Source organism: Mesorhizobium sp. M0894, from assembly GCF_040319725.1.
GTDB lineage: Bacteria > Pseudomonadota > Alphaproteobacteria > Rhizobiales > Rhizobiaceae > Mesorhizobium.
The window spans coordinates 58,306-81,820 of record NZ_JAMYOG010000013.1 but is presented as its reverse complement, the minus strand read 5'-3'; the positions used below and the strand labels follow the sequence as shown (position 1 = coordinate 81,820).

The window sequence follows — 23,515 nt, the reverse complement described above, 5'->3', positions numbered from 1 at the left end:
TGAAAATGGGAGAATGAAAATGAAACTGACAACCACCAAACGACTGGAACGGCTCAACGAACGCTATGCCAATGGCGACATCAGCCGGCGATCATTCCTGACGCTGACGGCCGCCGCTGCCGCCGCCACCGGGCTTTCCATGCCCTGGATGGGACGCGCGCTGGCCGCGGTTTCGGAAGTGCGCTTCGACGGATGGGGCGGCGTGGTGCAGGAGGCGATCGATAAGTACGCGTTCCAGCCCTACACCGCCAAGTCCAAGGTCAAGGTCGTCCAGGGCACCTTTGGCGACGAGAACGAGATCATCACCAAGATCAAGACGTCGAAGCCGGGCGACTTCCAGATCGTCCATTCTTCCGGCGTCAACTACTACATCAAATACGTCAATGGCGGCTTCAACTCGGAGATCAACGAGGCGAACATTCCGAACATGGCGAATGTGCTGACCGCCATGATCGAGCCGTTCCGCAAGATCACGCCGAAGCTGTCGGCAGTGCCATATGATTACGGCACCACCGGCATCGCCTACAACAACAAGGTCATCTCGCCGGAGGAAGCCAAGGAAAAGGGCGCCAACCTGCTTACCGACAAGAAATATGCCGGCAAGGTCGGCGGCTACGCCGATATGACGACGCGCGTCTGGTATGCGGCGCTGCAGACGAAACAGGACCCCAACAACATCCAGGACATGGATGCGGTTTGGGCCAAGGTTCGCGAGACCCGCGACCTGGCCAAGAAGTTCTGGAGTTCCGGCGCGGAACTGATGGACCTCCTGTCGCGCAACGAAATCGTCGTTACCGATGCCTGGTCCGGACGCGTCGCCGCCCTGCAGCAGCAGGGCCAGCCGATCGGCTATCTCGACCCCGCCGGCTCATACGCATGGATGGAGGACATGCTGGTGCTCAAGGGATCGCCGATGGCCGAATGCGAGGAACTGATCAACTTCATGCTGGATCCGGCCACGTCGATCGCTGTCGCCGAAGGCCAGAATTATCCACCCTCGCTTGATCCGACCAAGGTGAAGCTGACCGACAAGATCGCAGCGCTTCCGGCCTTCGACCCGACCGGATCGATGAAGTCGCTGACCTTCGCCGATCCGCTCTACTGGGCGAAGAACGAAGACGCCTGGACCAAGCAATGGGACAGGGTGTCGAAAGGTGCATGACGATAACAGCCACGATCAGCCCCGGCCGGCATCGGCCGGGGCTGATCGCGACCCGCTCGCTCGGGGCGAAAGCCAGCCGACAGGAAAGCCTGCGGTCGAGTTTCGCGACATCGATATTTTCTACGGCAAGTTCGCCGCCGTGCGCGATTTTTCACTGGCGATCCGCAAGGGCAGTTTCGTCACCTTGCTGGGGCCGTCCGGATGCGGCAAGACCACGATCCTGCGATCGATCGCCGGCCTGGTGGATATCACCAGCGGGCAGATCTCGATCGGCGGAAAGCGCGTCGACGACATCCCGATCTACAAGCGCAACATCGGCCTGGTGTTCCAGAACTACGCGCTCTTTCCACACAAGAACGTCTTCGACAACGTCGCATTCGGGCTGAAATACCGGAACGTGCCGAAACCGGAAATCGTGCGCCGGGTCAAGAAGGCGCTGGATATGGTGCGGCTGCCCGGCAGTGAGACAAAGCTGCCGTCACAGCTCTCGGGCGGCCAGCAGCAACGCATCGCACTGGCCCGCGCCATCGTCTTCGAACCGGAAGTGCTGCTGCTAGACGAGCCCTTGTCGGCGCTCGACGCCAATATGCGCGAGGACATGCGCGTCGAGATCAAGAAAATCCAGCGAGAGACGGGCATCACCGCCATCTTTGTGACGCACGACCAGGAAGAAGCCTTGTCGATGTCCGACCGCATCGTCGTGATGAACGCCGGCCTGATCGAGCAGATCGGTTCCCCGGCGCAGGTCTACGACCAGCCGGCCACCGCATTTGTCGCCAATTTCCTGGGCAAGGCCAACATGCTGCCCGGCAGCGTGACGGCGATGGACGGCAAGATGGCGACGATCGCGCTGGCCAGCGGCCATGTCGTAAAGGCGGCCGCGCCGAAGGCGCTCACGGCCGGCAGCGCGATCACTGTCGTCGTTCGCCCGCAGAAGCTTACCGTTGGCGCGGCGGGTGCTGCCAACAGGCTGGCGGGACGAATAGTCTCGACCTCCTATCTCGGCGGCAATGCGGTCTACGAGATCGACATCGGCGCTGGCACGCCGGTGCGCGCCAACACGCTGATCGACGGCCAGCCGCTGCGTGAGGGCGAAACGGTCGATGTCTGCTTCGACCCGCTGAGCTGCGTGCTTCTCGACGCGCAAGGCGTACGCATCGCGTAGCGAGGCGGCGCTGAGCCATTTCAGTCTTTCGCGTCACCTTTTGGCCCGAGAAACCGCGCATAGACCTCACCGACAATACCGCGCCGGAAAACCAGCACACAGACCATGAAGGTCAGGCCGGTGGCGATGGTCACCGGAAAATTCGAGGTAGCGAGCGTGTTTTCCAGGCCGACGACCAGACTGGCGCCGATGATCGGCCCGACCATGGTGCCGATGCCGCCGAGGAGCGTCATCAGGATCACCTCGCCCGACATCTGCCAGGTGACGTCGGTGAGCGTGGCAAACTGGAAAACAATCGCCTTGAGCGCGCCGGCCAGCCCGGCCAATGTTGCCGACATGACGAAAGCCGCCAGCTTGTAGTTGGCGACGGAATAGCCAAGCGAAATCGCCCGGCTCTCGTTTTCGCGGATGGAACGCAGGATCATGCCGAAAGGCGAGTTGATGATGCGCCAGATGGCGAACACGCCGATCAGGAAGACCGCCAGAACGAAATAGTAGATGTTCATCGAGACGTTCAGGTCGAGCATTCCAAACAGCCTGCCGCGCGGCACGCCCTGGATGCCGTCCTCACCTCCGGTGAACGGCGCCTGCACGCAGAAAAAGAAGAACATCTGCGACAGCGCCAGCGTGATCATGGCGAAATAGATGCCTTGCCGGCGGATGGCAAAGAAGCCCATCACAAGGCCAAGCAGCGCGGCACCCAGGACGCCGAGCAGGATGCCCGCTTCCGGCGGCCAGCCCCAGACCTTGACCGCATATGCGCTGAAGTAGGCCGCCCCGCCGAAGAACGTCGCATGGCCGAAGGACAACAACCCGGTGTAGCCGATCAGAAGGTTGAACGCGCAGGCAAACAGCGCAAAGCACAGCATTTTCATCAGGAAGATCGGATAGACGAAGAAAGGCGCCACCAGCAGCGCCAGGATGCCGAGCCCCACCAGCGTCCATTCAAGCCATACCGAACTTTTGGCGCGCGTCTCGCGAAGTGAGAGTTCGGCCATCTCAGACGTCCCTTCCGAACAGGCCGGCTGGCCGGACCAGAAGCACGATCGCCATGATGACGAAGACCACCAGATTGGAGGCTTCGGGATAGAAAACCTTGGTCAGGCCTTCGGCGAGCCCAAGCATGTAACCGGTAACGATCGCCCCGAGGATCGATCCCATGCCGCCGACCACGACAACAGCGAACACGACGATGATGAGATCAGATCCCATCAGCGGGCTTACCTGATAGATCGGCGCGGCGAGAACGCCGGCGAGACCGGCAAGAGCGCAGCCGAGGCCGTAGGTAAGGGTCAGCAGCAACGGCACGTTGACGCCGAAAGCCTGGACCAGGCGGGGGTTCTCCGTTGCCGCGCGCAGATAGGAGCCCAGCTTGGTCTTCTCGATCAGCACCCAGGTGCCGAAACAGACGATCATCGAGGCGACCACCACCCAGCCGCGGTAATTTGGCAGGAACATGAAGCCGAGATTGGTGCCGCCGGAGAGCAGCGGCGGCACGGAATAAGGACTTCCCGATACCCCATAGTAGTACCGGAACACGCCTTCGAGCACGAGCGCGAGGCCAAAGGTGAAAAGTAGACCGTAAAGCGGGTCGATATCGTAAAGCCGCGACAGCGCCAGGCGCTCGACCACGACACCGAAGCCGCCGACGATCAGCGGCGACAGGATCAGAGCCGGCCAATAGCCGATGCCGAACCGGGTGAGCAGCAGATAGCCGATGAAGGCGCCGAGCATATAGAGCGCGCCGTGAGCGAAATTGATGACGCGCAACAGGCCGAATATGACAGCCAGGCCGAGGCTCAACATGGCGTAGAAAGAGCCGTTGATGAGGCCGACCAGCAATTGGCCGAGGAATGCCTGAACGGGTATTCCGAAGATCATCGTCATGGCGCCATCATACACCCAGCACTTCATGCAGCAGCGTCATGCGGTCAGGCAGTTCGCCGACCGGAAAGCCCGACACTACCTTGCCGTGCTCCATCAGATAGAAACGATCGGTGACACGGCTGGCAAAGCGGAAATTCTGCTCGACCAGCAGGATTGTCATGCCGCGCTTTTTCATCGTCGCCAGCAGATCGCCGATGCGCTGCACGATAACGGGAGCCAGTCCCTCGGTCGGTTCATCGAGAAGCAGCATTTTCACGCCGGTCCGCAGCATGCGCGCGATCGCCAGCATCTGCTGTTCGCCGCCCGACAGCCTGGTGCCGGGGCTGTTGCGGCGCTCCTTCAGATTGGGGAAGAGATCGAATATTTCCTCCACGCTCATGCCGCCCTCGGCTACGATCGGCGGCAGGACCAGATTCTCGTCCACGGTCAGCGTCGCGAAGATGCCGCGTTCCTCCGGCACCAGGCCAATGCCTTGATGCGCCGTCCGGTGCAGTGGCAGGGGCATCAGATCCTTGCCGTCGAAAGCGATCTGGCCGGTCCGCTGGCGGATCAGCCCGATGATGGCGCGCAATGTCGTGGTCTTGCCGACGCCGTTGCGGCCCAGCAATGTCACCGTTTCACCTGGAAAGACCTCCAGATCGACGCCGTGAAGCGCGTGGCTTTCGCCATACCAGGCGTTGAGGCCGCGGACTGCAAGAAGAGGCGCGGCGTCACTCATCGGCGGTGCCCATATAGGCGATCCTCACCCGTTCGTCGCGACTGACCGTGGCATAGTCGCCGGCGGCAAGGATTTCGCCGCGCTGCATCACGGTTATCCAGTCGCAAAGATCGGCTACAACAGTCAGATTGTGCTCGACCATCAGCACGGCGCGATCCCTGGCGACCGAGCGGATGATGTCTGAAACCGTGCGCACATCCTCTTGCCCCATGCCGGCCATCGGTTCGTCGAGCAGCAGCACTTTCGGATCGAGGGCCAGCGTCGTGGCGATCTCGAGCACGCGTTTCCTGCCATAGGAGAGATCGGCGGCGGGCCTGTTCTTGGCATCGTCGAGGCCGACAGACCGCAAAAGCTCCTCGGCGCGCGGCGTCAATCGATCGAGCGCTGCCAGCGAGCGCCAGAACTGAACGCTGAGCCCGCCCGGCCGCTGCAATGCAACGCGCACATTGTCGAGCACGCTGAGATGCGGAAACACCGCCGATATCTGGAACGAGCGCACCAAGCCCATCCGCGCGACCTTGGCCGGCGACGTGCGGGTGATGTCGTGGCCGAGCAGTTCGATCCTGCCGCTCGTCGGCGGCAGGAACTTGGTAAGCAGGTTGAAGACGGTGGTCTTGCCGGCGCCGTTGGGCCCGATCAGCGCGTGGATGTTGCCATGGTAGAGGTCGAGATCGACATTCCTGACCGCGACGAAACCGGCGAAGTCGCGCCGCAGGCCCCGGGCGGAAAGCACCACCCGCGGCCCATTCGGTTCGGGCGGCGCCATCGGCCCGCCAATCACTCGCTGGCCGTAGGACAGCCGCTTTCCTTGGGGCTCAGGAACGCCTCGTTACCGGGGATCGTGGCAAGGGGTTTGTAATAGTCCCATTCCTTGGTGCTCTCGCTCGGCGACTTGACCTGATAAAGATACATATCGTGGACCATGTTGCCGTCGGACTGCACTTTGCCGTTCGCCGTAAAGACGTCGTTCACCGGCATCGAATGCAATTCCTTGGCGACGGCTTCAGTCGCGTCGGTGCCGGCCTTGTCGATCGCCTTCAGATACTGCGTCACTGCCGAGTAGGTGGCGACCTGGATCATGTTCGGCATGCGGTTGGTGCGCTTGAAAAACTGCTGGGCGAACTCGCGGCTCTTGTCATCGCGATCCCAGTAGAAGCCTTCGGTCAGCACCACGCCTTGCGCTGCCTCGAGGCCGAGCCCATGCACCTCGGCCAGCGTGAACAGAAGCGCTGCAAGCCGCTGACCGCCCTGCACGATACCGAACTCGGCCGCCTGCTTGATCGAGTTGGAGGTGTCGAGGCCGGCGTTCGCCAGCCCGACGACCTTGGCGCCCGACGATTGCGCCTGCAGCAGGAAGGATGAATAATCGGTCGAGCCGAGCGGGTAGCGCACCTCGCCAACCACCTTGCCGCCATGGCTCTCGACGAACTTGGCGGTCTGCTCCTTGAGCGAATAGCCGAATGCATAATCGACGGTGACGAAGAACCAGCTGTCGCCGCCTTGCTGGACAAGAGCGCCACCGGTTCCTACCGCCTGCGAATGCGTGTCATAGGCCCAGTGGAAGCCATAGGGCGAGCATTGTTTGCCGGTCAGCTCGGTGGTCGCGGCGCCGGTGACGATGTCGATTTTGTTCTTTTCCTTGGAAATCCCCTGGACGGCCAGCGCCACCGAGGAGGTGGTCAGTTCCATTATGGAATCGACCTGTTCGGTATCATACCACTGCCGCGCAATGTTGGAGGCGATGTCCGGCTTGTTCTGGTGGTCGGCGCTGACGATCTCGATCGGCGCGCCTTGTACCTTGCCGCCGAAATCCTCGACCGCCATCTTGGCGGCATCGACCGACCACTTGCCGCCGAAATCGGCATAGACGCCCGACTGGTCGTTGAGAATGCCGATCTTGACCTTGCCGTCAGAAATCTCGGCGGCTGCGGCAGGCATCGCAGTCGCTGCAAGAAGCGCGGCCAAGGCCAGGTACGATATCTTCATTGGTGACTTCCTCCCTTATGGTCGACAACCGAGCAACATGTCGGCGGCTGCCTGCTTGCGGCACGAAGAGTGGCCTCCCATATTCCGTCCTCTCCGGCGGAAAATCGCAGCGCTGTAGGGCCGGCTATGCCCGTCCCTCAAATCGTAGCATCGCGCGGCAACGCGAGAACAGTTACTTTAGTATTAGGCTCGCGGTGCCCATGCCGCGCACGTCGAAGCGCAACATAGGGCCGGATCGTGCGGGGTCCAGATGGCGCCTGATCTCTCTGAAGCCGACGTGCCGTGATGAAATCCCGGCCCGAGCGGTCGTGATCAGATGATGCAGCTGAACGAGAAACGTCTGTCCTCAACCGCCGGCTGGATGATGGCATGCAACCAGGCGGCCATTGCCGATGCTTTGGAGAAGCGGACGCTCGCTGCGGCAGAGGGAGGTGGCGGCTGGACAACGGGTGTGGAACCGGCATCCCGAAGGTGGGTTCATCGGGCTGGGCAGGTCACCCTTGAGTACCAACCGCCCGCGCCGCGCCCGGTCGATGCTGGGTGTCGGCACGGCGGAACGCAGCGCCGCGGTGTAATGGTGTCTGGGCGTCGCAAAGACCTCGTCGGTCGGCCCACTCTCCACGATCGATCCCAGATACATTACCGCCACACGGCTCGAGATCTGACGCACCACGGAAAGGTCGTGGGCGATGAACACATAGGTCAGGTTGAACTCCTCGCGCAGATCGGCGAGCAGATTGACGATCTGCGCCTGGATCGACACGTCGAGCGCCGAGACCGGCTCGTCGGCCACGATCAGCCGTGGCCGCAGCGCCAGCGCACGGGCGATGCCGATACGCTGGCGCTGGCCGCCGGAGAATTCGTGCGGATAGCGCGATGCGTGCTGGGGCGACAAGTCGACCCGGCGCAGAAGGTCGGCCACGCGATCCGCCATTTCCGATGCCGAGAGGCGTTCATGGATACGGAATGGATCGGCCAGCAGATCGCCGACCCGCCGGCGCGGATTGAGCGAAGCGCTGGGATCCTGAAAGACCATCTGCATCTGCCGCCGCAACGGACGAAGCTGGCGCTGGGAGGCATCGCTGATGTCGCGGCCCTCGAATTCCAGCGACCCCGAGCTGATTTCGGTCAGACGCACCAGACACCGGCCAAGCGTGGATTTGCCGCAACCGGACTCACCGACGATGCCGAGCGTTTCCCCGGGCCAGATGTCGAGAGACACCTTATCGACCGCATGTACGGTCCGGCGCTGTGCCGGGAAGATCGAGCGGCCGACGCTATAACGTTTCGACAGATCGCCGGCGCGAAGCAGCGGGCGCGGCACGGCATTCATCGTTGCATCTCCACGCCGCCAGCCTTCTGGACAGCGAATTGTCTGCGCGTGGACTCCGGCAACACGCAGGCGGCGCGATGGCTCTCGCCTTGCATGATCGGCAGCTGGACCAGACAGGCGTCGTGGCGAAAGGCACACCGGGGGCCGAAGGCGCAGCCTTTCGGCAGGTTGGAGAGCGAGGGCGGAATCCCCGGGATAGCGGCAAGCCGGGCCGGACGTGGTCCCTCCATCGGCGGGATCGAGCCGAACAAGCCCCATGTGTAGGGATGCAGCGGCGCCCGGAACACGCTGCTCTTGCCGCCCTCCTCGACAAAGCGTCCGCCATACATCACCAGCACCCGGTCCGCGACTTCGGCAACGACGCCAAGATCATGCGTGACCAGGATCACCGCCGAGCCGAACTGGTCGCGCAATCGTCCGATCAGCTCGAGGATCTGCGCCTGCACGGTAACATCGAGGGCTGTGGTCGGTTCATCCGCGACGAGCAGCGCCGGGTTGCAGGAGAGTGCCATGGCAATCACCGCGCGCTGGCGCATGCCGCCGGAAAGCTGGTGCGGATAGCTGTCGACGACCCGATCCGGATTTGCGATGCCGACCGCATCCAGCAATTGCACGGCCCGCGCCCGCGCGGCTTTCGCCGACACTTTTTCATGCGCGCGCACCTGCTCGCCGATCTGGTTGCCGATCGTATGCACAGGAGTGAGCGCCGACATCGGATCCTGGAAGATCATCGCGATCTGGCGGCCGCGAATGGCATCGAGCGCACGCCGGCTGAGCCCGATCAGCTCCTGTCCCATGAAACGGATGGAACCGGAGACGATAGCGTTGGGGCTGTCGATCAGCCCCATGATGGCGAGCAAGGTCTGGCTTTTGCCCGAACCGGATTCGCCGACCACCCCGATGATCTCGCGCTGCTCGACGGTAAACGAGACGCCTCCCACCGCCCGCACCAGGCCCTCGTCGCTGCGGAAGGAGACGGTGAGGTCCTTGACCACCAGAAGAGGAGCATCAGCCGACATTGCGTGCCCTCGGGTCGATGATGACGAAGACGACGTCGACGATGAAGTTTGCCATCACCACGAAGAAGGCGGCGTAGATCACCGTGGCCAGGATCATCGGCAGATCGAGGGTCTGCAGTGCCTCATAGGTCAGTTTCCCGACACCTTGCAATCCGAAGACCACTTCGGTCAACAGTGCGCCGCCGCCGACCAGGGCACCAAAATCGAGGCCGAACATGGTAACGAACGCGACCAGCGAGGTCCTGAGGCCATGATGCAGCAACACCCGGCGCTCGCCGATCCCCTTGGCCCGGGCGGTGCGGATGAAATCCTCCTGCATCATCTCGATCAGGCTTGCGCGCAGCACCCGTCCATAGAGGCCGACATAGAGGGTTGCCAGCGTGAACCACGGAATGACGAGCGCCTTGAACCAGCCCCAGGGATTCTCGGTCAGGGGGATGTAGCCGAGCGGAGGAACCCAGGAAAACAGCCAGCTGTCGTGCCAGCGGCTTTGTGTCAGCAGGTTGGCGACCTCGCCCAGCCAGAAGACCGGGATCGACACGCCGACCAGGCTCAGGATCATCAGCGCGCGATCAACGAATGTACCGCGCGTTGCGCCTGCGATCACCCCGACAATCAGTCCACCCAGCACCCACAGCACTGCCGCGCCGCCGACCAGCGACAGCGTCACCGGAATGGCGCTTATCACGGTCGGGATGACGCGCTGCCCGCGATTGACGAAGGAGGTGAGATCACGGCTGACAAAAAGCCGGTTCATCATCAGCCCATATTGCACAGGCAATGGCCGGTCGAGACCGAAATCGTGGCGCACCTGGATCAACGTCTCTTGCGAGGCATTGCGGCCGGCAATGCGCGCCGACGGATCGGCGCCCGGCGTCGCAAAGAAAATCAGGAAAGCAACGACACTTATGCCGAACATGACCAGCACCATCTGGCCAAGCCGGAAGCCGAGCGCGGCAACCACTAGACGCCCCTCGGCGAGGATTTCGGATCGAGCGCGTCGCGTACGCTGTCGCCCAGAATGTTGAGGGCCAGGACCGTGATGACGATGGCCAGCCCCGGCGCCAGTGCAACGACCGGCCGCGAATAGAGCAGGCCCTGGCCGTCCTGGATGATGGTGCCCCAGCTGGCATCCGGCGGCTGCACGCCGATCGACAGGAACGACAGCGAGGATTCCGTCATCATGTTGAGCGCCAGGATCAACGGCACGAAAACGATGATCCGGGTCACCACATTGGGCATGATGTCGCGCAAAAGGATGCGCCAGGGCGACGCGCCCAGGCCGATCGCAGCGGTCACGAATTCGGCATGCATCAAGGTCAGGACATGGCCACGGATCGGCCGCGCCACATAGGGCACATAGACGATGCCGATGATGAAGACCGGTAGCCACAGGCTGCCGGAGCGGATTTCGAATGGACCGATCTGGATACTCTGCGCAATCAGCACGATCGACAGCGAGATCGCCAGCAGGAAGATCGGGAAGGCCCAGAGCACGTCGAGAATGCGCGACAGGCCGATGTCGACGATGCCACCGAAGAACCCGGAGACGACCCCCAGAAACGTCGCGAGGACGAGGCACAGCGCGGCTGCAGCACCCGAGATCAACAGCGAATCCCGTCCGCCGTAAAGCAGCCGCGCCGCGACGTCGCGGCCCTGGTTGTCGGCTCCGAGCAGGTAGGGACCGATGCGCCACGTCGGCCCGATCGGCGTCATGCCGAGGCCAAGGCCTTCTGTGGAGGGCTGCAGCACCGGCTGGGTCACCCCATCGACGACGACCTCGCCATTGAGATTGGTCACAAATGGATCGGTGCCGGAGACGTACCGCGCATAAAGCGGCGCCGCGAGCGAGGCGATCACGACGACGACGAGCACGGCGAATGCCGATATTGCCGAACGATCGCCTTTCAGCTTGCGCCATGCCGTGCGCCACGGGCCATCGGTGACCCGGCGAACCGAGATGGCGGGCTGATCCGCAATGACATTGACCATGAACAGGATTGCCTAGGAAAAATCTCGGCCTGAAAGATGCGCTGATCCGCCGGAAAAGGAAATGCGACGGAGAGCCGGCGGCGCTCCGTCGCATTGGCTCCGGGAGATTATTCCACCCAAGACTGGCTGACGATCCAGTAGAATTGTGGGCTGAAGGTGAAGTTCTTCAGCCTGGACGAGATGACATCGACCCGCTTCGGCGTGAACAGGACGGCGACCGGCGCCTTGTCCGTCACCGCCTTGTCGATGGCGGTCCAGAGTGTCGCGCCCTTGGCCGGATCGGCGATGGTGGCTGCCTCTGCCTCGTCCATCGATGCGTCGATCGACTTGTCGCAGAACCCCGAAATATTGACCGAGGCGTCGGAACCTGGCGTAAACGAGGCACAGCTGAACAAGACCTGCAGGAAATTCGATGGCGCCGGGTAATCCTGGAACCATTGCGAGATCGAAATCTGCACCTTGTTGTTGGTGTTCTGGATGTAGGTGAACTGGATGTTCTGCGAAATCGGCTTGACCGACGTCTTGTAGCCAAGCTGGTTGAGCACGTCCTGCAGATAGACGCCGATCGCCTTGGAGACAGTGGTGTCCTCGGTGATGATCGTCACCTCCTGACCTGCGGTTCCCGATTCAGCAACCAATTGCTTGGCCTTATCCATATCCGGCGCGGACCACTTCTCACCCGGATTGGCGGTGAACGGGCAATAGGCTGCGAATGACGGGAAGCCCGGCGGCAGGATTTGACAGGCCGGCTGCGCCAGATTGCTGCCGCCGAAAAGCTTGACGATCGCGGCGCGGTCGATGGCGAAGTTCACCGCCTGGCGAACGCGGATGTCGTTGAACGGCGCCAGATTGGTGTTCATCGGCGCGTACCACATCGCCGTCAGCGGGTGAACCGTGACCTGCTTGGCATATTTGGTGCCGAGTTCGGCGAGACGGTCGGACGGCGGCGGATCGAACATCCAGTCCGCCTGGCCATTCTCGACCGCCGTCACCGCCGCCTCGTCGGTAAGGCCGAATTCATAGTCGATCTCGTCCGGATATCCGGCCGGCTGCGCTTCCTTGCTCCATTCCTTGAAGTGAGGGTTGCGCACAATCTTCATCAGCTTGTTGGGGTCGTAGCTGGCGATCATATAGGGTCCGGTGCCCGGAATCGGATCGGTGCCGGCGTCCTTGAGCGGCGCGCTCGCCGGCAGGATCGACGCGTGTGGAACGGCAAGCTTCTGCAGGAACTCGGCATCCGGCTGGACCAAGTTGAAGGTAATGGTTCCGGCCGCATCGTCGACAGACAGGCCACCTTCGAGGGAGCATGTCGCGGGCGCCCTCAAGCATGCATCCGCGCCGATGATGCCTTTGTAGAAGGTCCCGGCCGTCGGCCCGCTGATCTTGAAGATGCGCTGGAACGAAGCGACCACGTCTTTGGTCGTGACGTCCGAGCCATCGGCGAACTTGATGCCCTTGCGCAGCTTGAAGACATAGGTCTTGCCGCCGTTCTCGACCTGCGGGAGGCTTTCCGCCAGGTCCGCGACGACCTCGAAGCCGGTCTTGTCTCCGGCCTTCCTGTAGGTCACCAGGCCATCGTAGAGGACATAATTGATCTGGAAATACTGCAGCGTGTAATTGATGTGCGGATCGGCGGTGCCTGCCGCGGCATTGGCCAGCAATCGGAGCGTGCCGCCTGGCTTGCCCTCGGCGGCCAAGGCACCGCTTGCCGGCGACATCATCGTCACGCCGAGCAGAGCCAGCCCGGGTATCAACGCTGCAAATGCTTTTTGGGGTCGCATATTTGTTCCCTCATGGAGGCGTGTCGGCTTTTGCCGCGCTGAATCCGGTCGATCGACCACCGCGCGGCTGAAAACAGTGCTGGGTTTGCGAACGGCGTTCGCTACTTCGCCCAATCGCAAAAGACTACGGCGAGCGAAGCCGGACGGGATAGCTATTAAGATAGATAGGGTCGGACAGGCTTATTCCCGCCTATTTGTTGAGCAGTCGCCCGACATGGCTATTTGACAAGCAATCATCAGCGGGTAAGCTTGCCGGATGCAAAGCCTTCCAGGCGATCTAGAGAGCCGGTTCCGAACTGGAATGAGCATCGACGCTGCCATGGCGATGGCGACGGAGGTGCTGGAGCCCATCGGTTTCACCGCATTCATCTACGACTATACGCCGGTGCCGGTCAGCCACAAGGGCGAGCTTATCACGCCCTCGCTGATGGCTCTGCGCAACGTGCCGCGCGACATGCAGGATCTCTGGTGCAAGGGCGGATATTATCAGCTCGACCCGGTGCAGGAGGCCGCGCTCGCGGTATCGAGACCGTTTCTCTGGTCGCACAACGGCGTTCAGAGCAACGTCATGCAGCGTGTGCTTCAGTCCAAGCACGATCCTGTGGTCAGCTATCTGCTTGACACGAGGATGACCTGCGGCGTCACCGTACCCATTCGCCTTGCCGGCGGCGATCTCGCCACCTTCACCGCTATCCGTGCCGATCCGGAGGCCGGGTTCGAGGCCGAAGCCAGACCCTTCATCGCCGAGATCGGCGATCTGGGTCATCTGCTGCATGATTCCGTCTATGCCGGTTTCGATGCTGGAATCCGCACCTGCCAACATGTCCATCTGACGTCGCGCGAACGCCAGTGCCTGCGCCTGGCCGCTGCCGGACTGACGGCCAAGCAGGTCGCGCGCGAGATTGGCCGCGCGGTGCCTACCGCAACGCTGCACCTCAACGCGGCGACGCGAAAGCTTGGCGCGCGCAACCGCTTCCATGCCATCGCGCTCGCCGCCCATTACCGGCTGCTTGAACCGGAGCATTGAGGCTCTCGACCTGCGGGCGATCGGCCTTGCCTCGGGCAAACTCATAACCGGCAAACCTATAAATAGTGCTAGCTGTAAATGCGCCGGGCCGCTTAGTACCGTCGGCCGCAAAACAAGGCTTGGGAGGGGTCCACACTTCGGCTCCTGCCGCGCCATGATGCGGAGCTTTGATTGTGACGGCGCATGCGATCACCGAAGGATTTAGCCAATGCCAGGGCTATCGCACCTGGTACCGAGTGACCGGAGACCTCACCTCGGGCAAGCTGCCCCTGATCGTCGCTCATGGTGGACCGGGCTGCACGCACGACTATGTGGATTCATTCAAGGAGCTTGCCGAAACCGGACGAGCCGTCATCCACTACGACCAGATCGGCAATGGCAAATCGACCCATCTGCCGGATAAGGGCGGTGACTTCTGGACCGTCGATTTCTTCCTGGGCGAACTCGATGCGCTGCTCGCCCATCTCGGCATTGCCAGCCGCTACGCCCTGCTGGGCCAATCCTGGGGCGGCATACTTTCGGCCGAGCACGCGGTGCGCCGCCCGGAGGGGCTCAAGGCATTGATCCTGGCCAATTCGCTGGCCTCGATGGTGCTGTGGGTGGAAGGAGCCCGGCAATTGCGCGCCGGGCTGCCAGTCGATGTACAAAGCGCGCTCGACCGGCACGAAGCGGCAGGAACCACCGATCATCCGGAATATGTTGCGGCGACGAAGGCTTTCTACGACCGCCATGTCTGTCGCGTCGTTCCGATGCCGCCAGAGGTCGCCCGGACATTTGCGGCAATCGAGGAAGATCCGACCGTCTATCACACCATGAATGGTCCCAATGAGTTCCACGTCATCGGCACGATGCGGAACTGGACCATCGTCGACCGCCTGCATCAGATCGAGGCGCCGACCCTGGTTTTCCGCGGCTTCTACGACGAAGCGACCGAGGCCTGCGTCCAGCCCTTTCTGGATCTTATCCCGCACGTCGAAGGTTTGGTCTTCCCGAATTCCAGCCACATGCCGCATGTCGAGGAAAAGCACGACTGCCTCGCCGCCGTCGGGCGCTTCCTGGCCAAATGCGACTGACGTTCCAGCACGCCCTTCAGCCTGCGGTGGCCGAAGACGAGTGACAGTCCGCTCTCGGCGAGGTCGGCGAGCAACTCCTCGTTGCCGCCGCCGGTGCCATGACGATGCCGTCGATGCGGCGCTCCAGCACCCGGTCGATCTCGCGCGCTTCGCGTGCCGTGTTTCTCCTCGGTGTTGAACAGCAGAATATTATAGCGCTCGGCGCGCTGGTGGGCTGCGTCTCCAGTCCGCGTACGAACTCGGCGAAAAAGGGGTTGGTGACGTCCGAAATCGGCGCGGCGATGGTGCCGGTCTGGGCGGCGCGCAGGCTGCGCGCTCAGCCATCCGGCCGATATCTCAGCCCGCTGAGCTGTCTTGAGCTTCTTTTGGTCTCGACGCTCAGGGCGCGCGAACCGTTGCCGACAGGCGAGACCATCGCGGCCGACGCCGAGTGCGAAGGTGCCTGCAGGTATGGAACGTGTCCACCCCAAGTTTCGCCAAGCACGTTGCAACCGAATCTATTAGCCGGCGTTAAAGTGCGGGTGGTTTCGCGGGAGGCTTTCATGCAGACGTATCTCGTCGAGCGTATGGACGGCGACGATGTGATCTCGGTGCGCGTCGTCAACGCGCCGAGTCCGTTCAAGGCTGCGGCCATGGTGACCGATGGACATATTACCTTCCGAAAGTGGGAAAAAGACTGGATCCGCGTGACTGACGAAAATCGGGGACAGATCTATGCATATTGTTTTGTCGCCGGCAGCTACTCCGATACTGAACCATTGCCGGTATCGCCCGGGAGAACCACAGAATAGGCAATCTGCCTGAATAGCGGCGATTCCGTCTTCGATCCACCTTGGCATATGTGCAGCAGCGTTGCCAACCTGGCACGAACGCCGGTGCTCGCCGCGTCATGCGCACCACGCGAGCCCGGCATGATTGGCTCTGCCGGCGGCTTGCGAAACAGGCGAAGTGACTAACCAAGCGTCCTTGGGCGAAGATCGGGGCATCATCAGAATGATCGATGAAAAGATTGGGGCGGGAGGCGATAAGTGATCCTAATCTTAGCGTGGGCAACTCATGTCTTCGGCATATTTGGGATCAGAAGTCGCGGATCAGGATCTAGCGGTGGATTGTCAGACAACGACCTCCAATAAATGGTCAAGTGTTCCACAATACGCACTGGATCAGGGTGGTCCGGTACTGCGCCCATTTCAAGGATTGGGCACCGATTTTACCAACGTTGCCGTATTCGATCACCTGAGAAATATGGTCCGCCAGTACCCCGACAAGCTTGCAATCAGCGACGGCGCCAATCGTCTGACTTATTCCCAGCTTCTCCGGTCAGTTGAGACGCTGTCCTACCAGATCGCTGCCGCCGTCCCAGACGGACAGGCGATAGGGATTCTTCAGGCCAACTCGGCCTGGTATCCCATCGCCATGCTGGCAAGCATGACGGCTGGGCGACTTTCGGTGCCACTCAACGCGCGAGATCCCAGCTCGCGGATCCTAGAAATCGTGGCGGGGGCGCGGCTCTCGGCCATCCTGGGCGAGGGCAATGTCCGACCCGCCGGTTTGCCTCACCAGGTCAGTTGGATCGATGTGCCCACCAGTGCGGCCTCGCAATCGGTACAAGTGCCTCAGCCCTACCCCGTCTCGGTCGATGCGCCCGCCATCGTGCTTTATACGTCAGGGAGCACAGGCCGCCCCAAAGGCATCGTTAACAGCCAGCGCAGCTTGCTGTGCCGGGTCCAGCAATATGTCGATGCATGCCACATCAACTCGGATGATGTTTTCCTGCCATTGACCGGACCCGCCACAATCGCCGGGTACCGGGAGATTCTTGCAGCCCTTCTCACCGGAGCCACTTTGCATCTGGTCGAAGTCGAAGCGGTCGGCTTGCGCGCCGTTCAGCGCCTGGTGCGATCCGAAGGCGTGACAATCACCTATCTGGTGCCGGCGCTGCTTCGCGCGCTCATGGCCGACGGACCTGCTGAAGCGTTCCATTCGCTTAGAGTCGCCCGGATCGGTGGCGAGAAGGTGCCCTGGACCGACATCGCACTGCTGCGCAAGGCCGTCTCCGATACGTGCCTCATCCAGATCGGTTACTCGTCAACCGAGACCACCGGCTCACAATGGTTCTTGCCGCGAGACTGGCCGGAGCATGGAGATTCGGTTCCAGTTGGTTGGCTGCTGCCTGGAATCACCTTCGCAATTGTCGACGAAGCGGGCCGCTGCGTTCAATCGGGCCGCAGCGGAGAGCTTCTGATCAGGAGCCCGTATGTCTTGCTTGGCCATTGGGAGGACGGGGCGGTTGTGCCGGCGACATCAGACCCGGACGATCCAGGCCTTCGGATTTTCGCGACAGGTGACCTCGTCCGACTTGATAATCAAGGCTTACTGCACATCGTCGGTCGCAAGGGACGGCAGGTAAAGATCAACGGTCGACGCGTCGAGCCAGCCGAACTCGAACGGGTGCTGCGTTGCGCGCCTGCTGTTGCGGATGCCGTGGCAATCGTGACTGCGGCCAATGAGCTTGTCGCCTTTGCCGTTCCTCGGCGCTCGGCCGAAGCGAGCTTTTCGGACGAGCTTCGCCAGCTTGTGAGGACCAATCTGCCACCGCCGCTGCGTCCCTTGCGGTTACACACGATCGCCGAGATCCCGCGTCTGCCAAGCGGCAAGGTGGACATCTCGACACTTGCAGAGATGGATCTTTCAGCCAGAGGGACGGCAGCGACGGCGCGTCCGCTCGAGCCGCGAGGCAAGCTGACGGCGCAGCAGATCGTCCAGCGGGCGTGGACCAGCATCCTCAATACGCGCGTAGCGGCGGGACGCTGGGATGACGCCGGAGGAGACTCGCTGAAGCTGCTGCACTGCGTCATGGAAATCGAAAGCGCCATCGGGCAGGAACTCGGCCTTGAGGCGTTCACCGTTGGAATGAGCCTGGACGAGATGGTCAAGGCGGTCGAGTCTGCACAGGCAGGCGACCAAAGCGCGCGCGCCCAGAAGCATGATCCTCCAATTCTTTTTCTGTTCCCGGGATCCGTCGGCTACGGCCCGAGCCTTGCTGCCTTTGCAGCAGCGATGGGCAAGATCACCCGCGTTGCCCCGATCAGGTACCCAGCCCTGACCATGATCCTGCGCGGGCAAAACAGCCTCTCCGACATGGCCGATGCCGCCGTCGAGCAGATCCGCCGCGCTCAACCCGCGGGTCATATACGACTTCTCGGTCATTCGCTCGGCGGTGCTGTCGCTTTCGAAGTTGCGGCGCGGCTGCTGGCCGCGGGGCGGACCGTAAGGTTCCTTGGCATTCTCGACACCAGTCTCGTCGGCGAGCGAAGCGCTCGCTGGGAGACGTTTACGCGCACATTCAATCGAATCCGAACCAACCGCGTATCCGCTTATCGGATGGCTTGCCGGGCCCTCGCGAAAGTCGCCGTGGCAATGCGGCGCGAGGCGCAACTGGTCCGGTTTCTCGATCGTTTCGCTCAGGGACAGTTCAACGCGACGAGTTTTAGAACCAAACTGGAACTGCAAGAGGTTTTGCGCGCGCGAGCCTTCTTCCAGTGGGTGGCCGAGCCAAAGCCGGCGCTGCCGATCACAGGCACCCTGTTCCGCTGTGCTCGACCCGGAATGCCTCTGGCCATCGGCTGGGATCGCGCTTTCGGACATCTGGACGTGATTCCGATCGTCGGCAGCCACATCGATCTGGTCGTAGAACCTCACCTCGCCACCAACCGCCCGCTTATCGAGAAAGCGGTGGCGCAAACCTATTCGCCAACCGAGTCTCGCAAACTGGAGTACAAGCTATCGACCTGATCTCAACATTCAGCAAGGACGCGCTTGTGCTCGACGCTGCTGCGGAGGTCGATCGCATCGTCCAGATCCTGCGCCAGCAGGTCCTTGGCACGCTGCGACGTCGAGGCGCGGTTGTCGGCCTCTCAGGCGGCATCGACAGCTCCGTCGTCGCGGCGTTGTGTGTTCGCGCCTTTGGGAAAGACAAGGTCCTCGGAATATTCATGCCGGAGCGCCACTCCTCCGGTGACTCGCTAAGGCTTGGCCGCACTGTCGCCGCACAGCTTGGCATCGATGCGATCCTGGAGGACATAACACCGGCCCTCGAAGCGATCGGCGCCTATTGTCGGCAGACCGAGGCAATCCAGACTGTCGTTCCCGACTATGGGGACGGCTGGAAATGCAAGCTGGTGCTGGCCTCAGTTCTCGAGAGCAATGGTCTCAACATCACGCGCCTCACGGTTCACGACCCTGAGGGCAGGACCGACACGGTGCGTCTGCCGTCGGCAGCCTATCTGCAGATCGTCGCCGCAACCAATTACAAGCAGCGCCTGCGCAAGATGACCGAGTACTATCATGCCGACCGCCTCAACTACGCGGTAGCGGGCACGCCGAACCGCCTGGAATACGACCAGGGCTTCTTCGTCAAGCAGGGCGACGGAATCGCCGACCTGATGCCAATCGTTCACCTCTACAAGACCCAGGTCTACCAGTTGGCCGAATATCTTGGGGTGGAGGAAGAGGTCCGGCGCAGACCGCCCACCACGGACACCTTCTCGATGGCGCAGAGCCAGGAGGAGTTCTACTTCGCACTGCCTTATTATCTGATGGATTTGTGCCTCTACGGGTTAAACCACGGGATCGCTAGCGAAGACGTCGCCGAGGCCACCGGTCTCACCGTGGTGCAGGTTCAGAAAGTTTTCAAGGATATCGACAGCAAACGGCGCGCCGCACGCTATCTTCACGCGCGGCCGTTGGTGTCCTCTTCAATGGGCGAGGGCTAGGCGATGTGCGGCATCGCCGGAATTGTGTCGCTGAGCGCCGCCGCGGCGCCCCCTTCCCGTGATGCGCTGATGCGCATGGTAGGCACACTGGCGCATCGCGGCCCGGACGAGCGTGGTCTTTACCGGGACAAACGTGCGGGATTGGCGCATGCCCGTCTGTCCGTCATCGATCTCGCCAGTGGCCAGCAGCCACTCGCTGGCGCGGGCGACACAATGTGGATCGTCTTTAATGGCGAAATCTTCAATTACATCGAGCTGCGACAAGACCTGGTCGCGCTCGGTTATCGCTTCCGCACACGCAGCGACACGGAGGTCATCGTCCATGCCTATCATGCCTGGGGCGAGGCCGCCTTCGAGCGGATGAATGGGCAATGGGCAGTCGCCATTTGGGACTCCGTGGCGGGTCGACTCGTCCTGTCGCGGGATCGGTTCGGCATCTGTCCGCTGCATTTTTGCGAGCACGGCGGACGGCTTTACTTCGCCAGCGAGGTGAAGGCCATTTTCGCGGCCGATGCGGATATACCCCGCGCCTTCGATCCAGCCGGCATCGATCAGACTTTCACGCTCTGGACCGTCGTGCCGCCACAAGGCGTGTTTGGAGGAGTAAGCGAACTCACTCCAGGGCACATTCGCATTTATGACAGTGGCATCGTTCGCGAGCGGGCTTTTTGGAAGCCAAGCTATCCAGAGGTTGACGGACCCGGCGATGACGAATTCGCCGGTTCACTTGATGACGCGGTGGAGGAAGTGCGCGGCGCCCTGGAAGCCGCTACGGCGCTCAGGATAGTACGCGCCGACGTGCCGGTCGGCTGCTATTTGTCCGGCGGGCTCGACAGCTCGCTGGTCGCCGCGCTTGGAAGACGCTTCGCCGGCGGACGCTTCCAGACTTTCTCCCTGCGTTTTGCCGACGCCGAGTATGACGAGACTCATTTCCAGCGCCTGGTTGCCGGCGTCGCGGGAAGCGAGCACCATGAGGTGGTTGTTTCGCGCAGCGATATCGCTGGCATCTTCCCTGAGGTGATCTACCACACCGAGCGGCCAATCCTCAGGACCGCGCCGGCGCCGCTGTTCCTGCTATCGAGACTGGTGCGTCAGCATGGCATCAAGGTCGTGCTGACCGGCGAAGGGGCCGACGAAATGTTCGCCGGCTACGATCTGTTCCGCGAGGGCAAGGTCCGCCGTTTCTGGGGACGCCAGCCCGCCTCGACGCGACGCTCCCGGCTGCTGGAGCGCCTCTATCCCTATCTCAGCCGCTCGCCGGTGCAACGGCAGGCGATGGCACGCCAGTTCTTCGGGCGCGACATCCACGCCCATGACGCGCCTGGTTTTGCGCATGGCACGCGCTGGCGTACCACGAGCGCTATCAAGCGGCTGTTTTCGGCAGACATGCGGGCCCAAACGGAGCGCCGCAACGCCGTGTCCGAGCTGCTTGCCCGCCTGCCGGCGGAGTTTTCGCGATGGGGCTCCCTTGCGCAGGACCAGCATATCGAGATCCAGACGCTGATGTCGGGATACCTGCTTTCATCGCAAGGGGACAGGATGCTCTTGGCCCATTCCGTCGAGGGGCGCTTCCCATTCCTCGATCATGAACTCGTGAGGCTCGCGAATTCGCTTCCGGCCGCCTATAAGCTGCGCGTGCTCGATGAAAAGCATGTTCTGAAGCGTGTGGCGCAACCGATTGTGCCGTCGGAAATCGTCACTCGCAAGAAGCAGCCCTACCGGGCCCCCAACGCGCTTTGCTTCGTCGCCGATGGCGCTCCGGCCTATATTCGCGAAGCACTTTCGGAGGCGGCGCTGCGCGAGGCAAACGTCTTCGATCCTAAGTCGGTTGCCCGTCTCCTGAGCAAGTGCCAGGCCAGCGCCGGCGGCGCCGACCTGTCCAACTCCGACAATATGGCGCTGGTCGGGGTGCTGTCGACGCAGCTTCTTCATGAGCAATTTATCGCGAGCCGACCAAGTGGAGCTCGCACGCTCAAGCTCAGCGTCGATATCGACCGCGAGCATCGCGCAGAGGTGCTCGCATGATGCATGGCGCCGTACCGCTCCTGCACGACTATCTCATCCACTCTGCCAGCCGGCTCGGCGGGAAGGTGGCCCTGGTGTGCGGTAATCAACGTGTCACCTACGGCGATCTCGATATGCGCTCGAACGCCATAGCGCATCATTTGAGCCAGGCCGGAATCGCGCGCGGCGATCGGGTGGTGATCTTCGCCGACAACACTGTCGAGGCCGTCGTCGCTTTCTGGGCCGTGCTCAAGGCCAACGCCGTGGTGTGCATCGTCAATCCACTCACCAAAAGCGACAAGCTTGGTTATCTGCTCAACGATTGCCGCCCGACGGCACTGATCACCGACAACCACCTGCATTCGATTTTCAGGGAGCCGGCGCGGAATTGCCCATCGTTGCGCTGCATGATCGTCTCCGGGCCGATCGAACGCGACGACCTGCAAGAACTGCCGCATGCTGTGCGCTGGGAAACTGCGGTCGCGGGAGCCCGCAGCACGCCGCCCGCGCGCCGCTGCATCGATATCGATCTTGCTGCAATCATTTATACGTCCGGCTCGACGGGCGAGCCCAAGGGCGTGATGCTGACGCACCGAAACATGGTTGCCGCGTGCGCCTCGATTTCCTCATACCTGGCGCTTGCTGAAGACGAGGTGATCCTCAACGTCCTGCCGCTCGCCTTCGACTACGGCCTGTACCAGATGATCATGGCATTCGGCGCGGGCGCCCGGCTGGTGCTTGAACGCTCGTTCGCCTTCCCCGCGCAGATCCTTGGGCTGATCAAGCAAGAAAGGGTGACGGGCTTTCCCGGCGTACCGACCATCTTCGCCGCACTCGGGGAGCTCAAGTCTCTCAGGGATCAGGATTTTTCGAGTATTCGCTATGTCACGAACACTGCGGCCGCTCTGCCGCTCAAGCACATTCTCCTGCTTCAGGAGCTATTTTCTCGTGCCCGTATCTATTCGATGTACGGCCTTACCGAATGCAAGCGCTGTACCTACCTGCCGCCGGAGGATCTCGAGCGAAAGCCGTTGAGCGTCGGGATCGCCATCCCCAATACGGAAATGTGGATTGTCGACGAGCATGACAGGCGGGTCGGCCACGGTGTCGTTGGCCAGCTCGTCATCCGCGGAGCGACGGTGATGAAGGGTTACTGGGGCAAGCCGGAGGCGACGGCCAGGAAGCTCAAGCCCGGACCGCTGCCGGGCGAGCAGGTCCTGTACACCGGCGATTACTGCCGGATGGACGCCGAGGGCTACCTCTACTTTGTCGGTCGCGGCGACGAGATCATAAAATCGCGGGGCGAGAAGATAGCGCCGAAGGAGGTGGAAAACGTGTTGATGGAGATTGCGGGCGTACGGGAAGCCGCGGTCATCGGCGTTCCGGACGAGTTGCTTGGACAAGCAGTGAAGGCATTTGTCGTGATGGAGCAAGGAAGCATGATCGGTGAAAAGCAGTTGCAGAAAGAGTGCCAGAGACGACTGGAAAACTTCATGGTTCCAAAGTCGATCGTCATCGTACCCAGTCTGCCGATGACCGACACGGGCAAACTCAAAAAAACCGCCCTGTCATGAGTCGGTATCAGGGCGAAGT

The 23,515-nt window shown here is 62.0% G+C and carries 19 protein-coding genes; 9 read left to right on the top strand and 10 right to left on the bottom strand.

Features of this window, described 5'->3' with window-relative positions; translation table 11 throughout:
- Positions 1–19 precede the first annotated feature (19 nt).
- Together NKH91_RS23000 and NKH91_RS22995 are read left to right on the top strand one after the other, a co-directional pair.
- Complete coding sequence (locus NKH91_RS23000) at positions 20–1,162, top strand: extracellular solute-binding protein (protein ID WP_352484610.1); 1,143 nt, start codon at positions 20–22, stop codon at positions 1,160–1,162.
- Entirely contained in the window at positions 1,155–2,327 is a 1,173-nt protein-coding gene (locus NKH91_RS22995) for an ABC transporter ATP-binding protein (RefSeq protein ID WP_352844721.1), read from the top strand. The genes NKH91_RS23000 and NKH91_RS22995 overlap by 8 nt, the downstream gene beginning before the upstream one ends.
- 20 nt (positions 2,328–2,347) lie before the next feature.
- Here NKH91_RS22995 and NKH91_RS22990 read toward each other — a convergent pair whose 3' ends face one another.
- The 10 genes from NKH91_RS22990 to NKH91_RS22945 all read right to left on the bottom strand — a co-directional run bounded on the left by NKH91_RS22990 (position 2,348) and on the right by NKH91_RS22945 (position 13,043).
- Complete coding sequence (locus NKH91_RS22990) at positions 2,348–3,325, bottom strand: branched-chain amino acid ABC transporter permease (RefSeq protein ID WP_352844723.1); 978 nt, start codon at positions 3,323–3,325, stop codon at positions 2,348–2,350.
- A gap of 1 nt (position 3,326) precedes the next feature.
- Positions 3,327–4,214, bottom strand: coding sequence for a branched-chain amino acid ABC transporter permease (locus NKH91_RS22985; protein WP_031193840.1), 888 nt, complete (start codon positions 4,212–4,214; stop codon positions 3,327–3,329).
- A gap of 7 nt (positions 4,215–4,221) precedes the next feature.
- Complete coding sequence (locus NKH91_RS22980) at positions 4,222–4,932, bottom strand: ABC transporter ATP-binding protein (protein WP_352484605.1); 711 nt, start codon at positions 4,930–4,932, stop codon at positions 4,222–4,224.
- Positions 4,925–5,698, bottom strand: a complete 774-nt coding sequence (locus tag NKH91_RS22975; RefSeq protein ID WP_023718535.1) for an ABC transporter ATP-binding protein — start codon at positions 5,696–5,698, stop codon at positions 4,925–4,927. Before NKH91_RS22975 ends, NKH91_RS22980 begins: the two co-directional genes overlap by 8 nt.
- A gap of 11 nt (positions 5,699–5,709) precedes the next feature.
- Positions 5,710–6,918 (bottom strand): ABC transporter substrate-binding protein, encoded by a 1,209-nt coding sequence (locus NKH91_RS22970; RefSeq protein ID WP_352844725.1) that lies wholly within the window; start codon positions 6,916–6,918, stop codon positions 5,710–5,712.
- Positions 6,919–7,264: 346 nt separating this feature from the next.
- Positions 7,265–8,251, bottom strand: coding sequence for an ABC transporter ATP-binding protein (locus tag NKH91_RS22965; protein ID WP_352844727.1), 987 nt, complete (start codon positions 8,249–8,251; stop codon positions 7,265–7,267).
- Complete coding sequence (locus NKH91_RS22960) at positions 8,248–9,270, bottom strand: ABC transporter ATP-binding protein (protein WP_352844729.1); 1,023 nt, start codon at positions 9,268–9,270, stop codon at positions 8,248–8,250. The genes NKH91_RS22965 and NKH91_RS22960 overlap by 4 nt, the downstream gene beginning before the upstream one ends.
- Positions 9,260–10,234, bottom strand: a complete 975-nt coding sequence (locus NKH91_RS22955) for an ABC transporter permease (RefSeq protein WP_023718540.1) — start codon at positions 10,232–10,234, stop codon at positions 9,260–9,262. Before NKH91_RS22955 ends, NKH91_RS22960 begins: the two co-directional genes overlap by 11 nt.
- On the bottom strand, positions 10,234–11,262 hold the full coding sequence (locus NKH91_RS22950; protein WP_352844731.1) for an ABC transporter permease: 1,029 nt from the start codon (positions 11,260–11,262) through the stop codon (positions 10,234–10,236). Before NKH91_RS22950 ends, NKH91_RS22955 begins: the two co-directional genes overlap by 1 nt.
- Positions 11,263–11,369: 107 nt before the next feature.
- Positions 11,370–13,043 (bottom strand): ABC transporter substrate-binding protein, encoded by a 1,674-nt coding sequence (locus NKH91_RS22945; protein ID WP_352844733.1) that lies wholly within the window; start codon positions 13,041–13,043, stop codon positions 11,370–11,372.
- 301 nt (positions 13,044–13,344) lie between these two features.
- On the opposite strand from NKH91_RS22945, the gene NKH91_RS22940 reads away from it, so the two are divergent.
- The 7 genes from NKH91_RS22940 (at position 13,345) to NKH91_RS22910 (ending at position 23,496) form a co-directional block, all read left to right on the top strand.
- On the top strand, positions 13,345–14,070 hold the full coding sequence (locus NKH91_RS22940; RefSeq protein ID WP_023718543.1) for a LuxR family transcriptional regulator: 726 nt from the start codon (positions 13,345–13,347) through the stop codon (positions 14,068–14,070).
- Between the two features lie 173 nt (positions 14,071–14,243).
- Positions 14,244–15,143 (top strand): proline iminopeptidase-family hydrolase, encoded by a 900-nt coding sequence (locus NKH91_RS22935; protein ID WP_352844735.1) that lies wholly within the window; start codon positions 14,244–14,246, stop codon positions 15,141–15,143.
- 98 nt (positions 15,144–15,241) lie between these two features.
- Positions 15,242–15,934, top strand: coding sequence for a hypothetical protein (locus tag NKH91_RS22930; protein ID WP_352844737.1), 693 nt, complete (start codon positions 15,242–15,244; stop codon positions 15,932–15,934).
- A 265-nt stretch (positions 15,935–16,199) separates the two neighbouring features.
- Positions 16,200–18,938 (top strand): AMP-binding protein, encoded by a 2,739-nt coding sequence (locus tag NKH91_RS22925; RefSeq protein WP_352844739.1) that lies wholly within the window; start codon positions 16,200–16,202, stop codon positions 18,936–18,938.
- Positions 18,935–19,918 carry an NAD(+) synthase gene (gene nadE, locus NKH91_RS22920; protein ID WP_352844877.1) on the top strand — a complete coding sequence of 328 codons (984 nt, stop codon included), beginning with the start codon at positions 18,935–18,937 and terminating at the stop codon, positions 19,916–19,918. The genes NKH91_RS22925 and nadE overlap by 4 nt, the downstream gene beginning before the upstream one ends.
- Positions 19,919–19,921: 3 nt before the next feature.
- The gene (asnB, locus tag NKH91_RS22915; protein WP_352885416.1) at positions 19,922–21,943 is read left to right on the top strand and encodes an asparagine synthase (glutamine-hydrolyzing); all 2,022 of its coding nucleotides are present in this window, start codon (positions 19,922–19,924) and stop codon (positions 21,941–21,943) included.
- Positions 21,940–23,496: a class I adenylate-forming enzyme family protein gene (locus NKH91_RS22910; RefSeq protein ID WP_352844741.1), complete on the top strand. Its 1,557-nt coding sequence runs from the start codon at positions 21,940–21,942 to the stop codon at positions 23,494–23,496. The genes asnB and NKH91_RS22910 overlap by 4 nt, the downstream gene beginning before the upstream one ends.
- Positions 23,497–23,515: the final 19 nt, after the last annotated feature.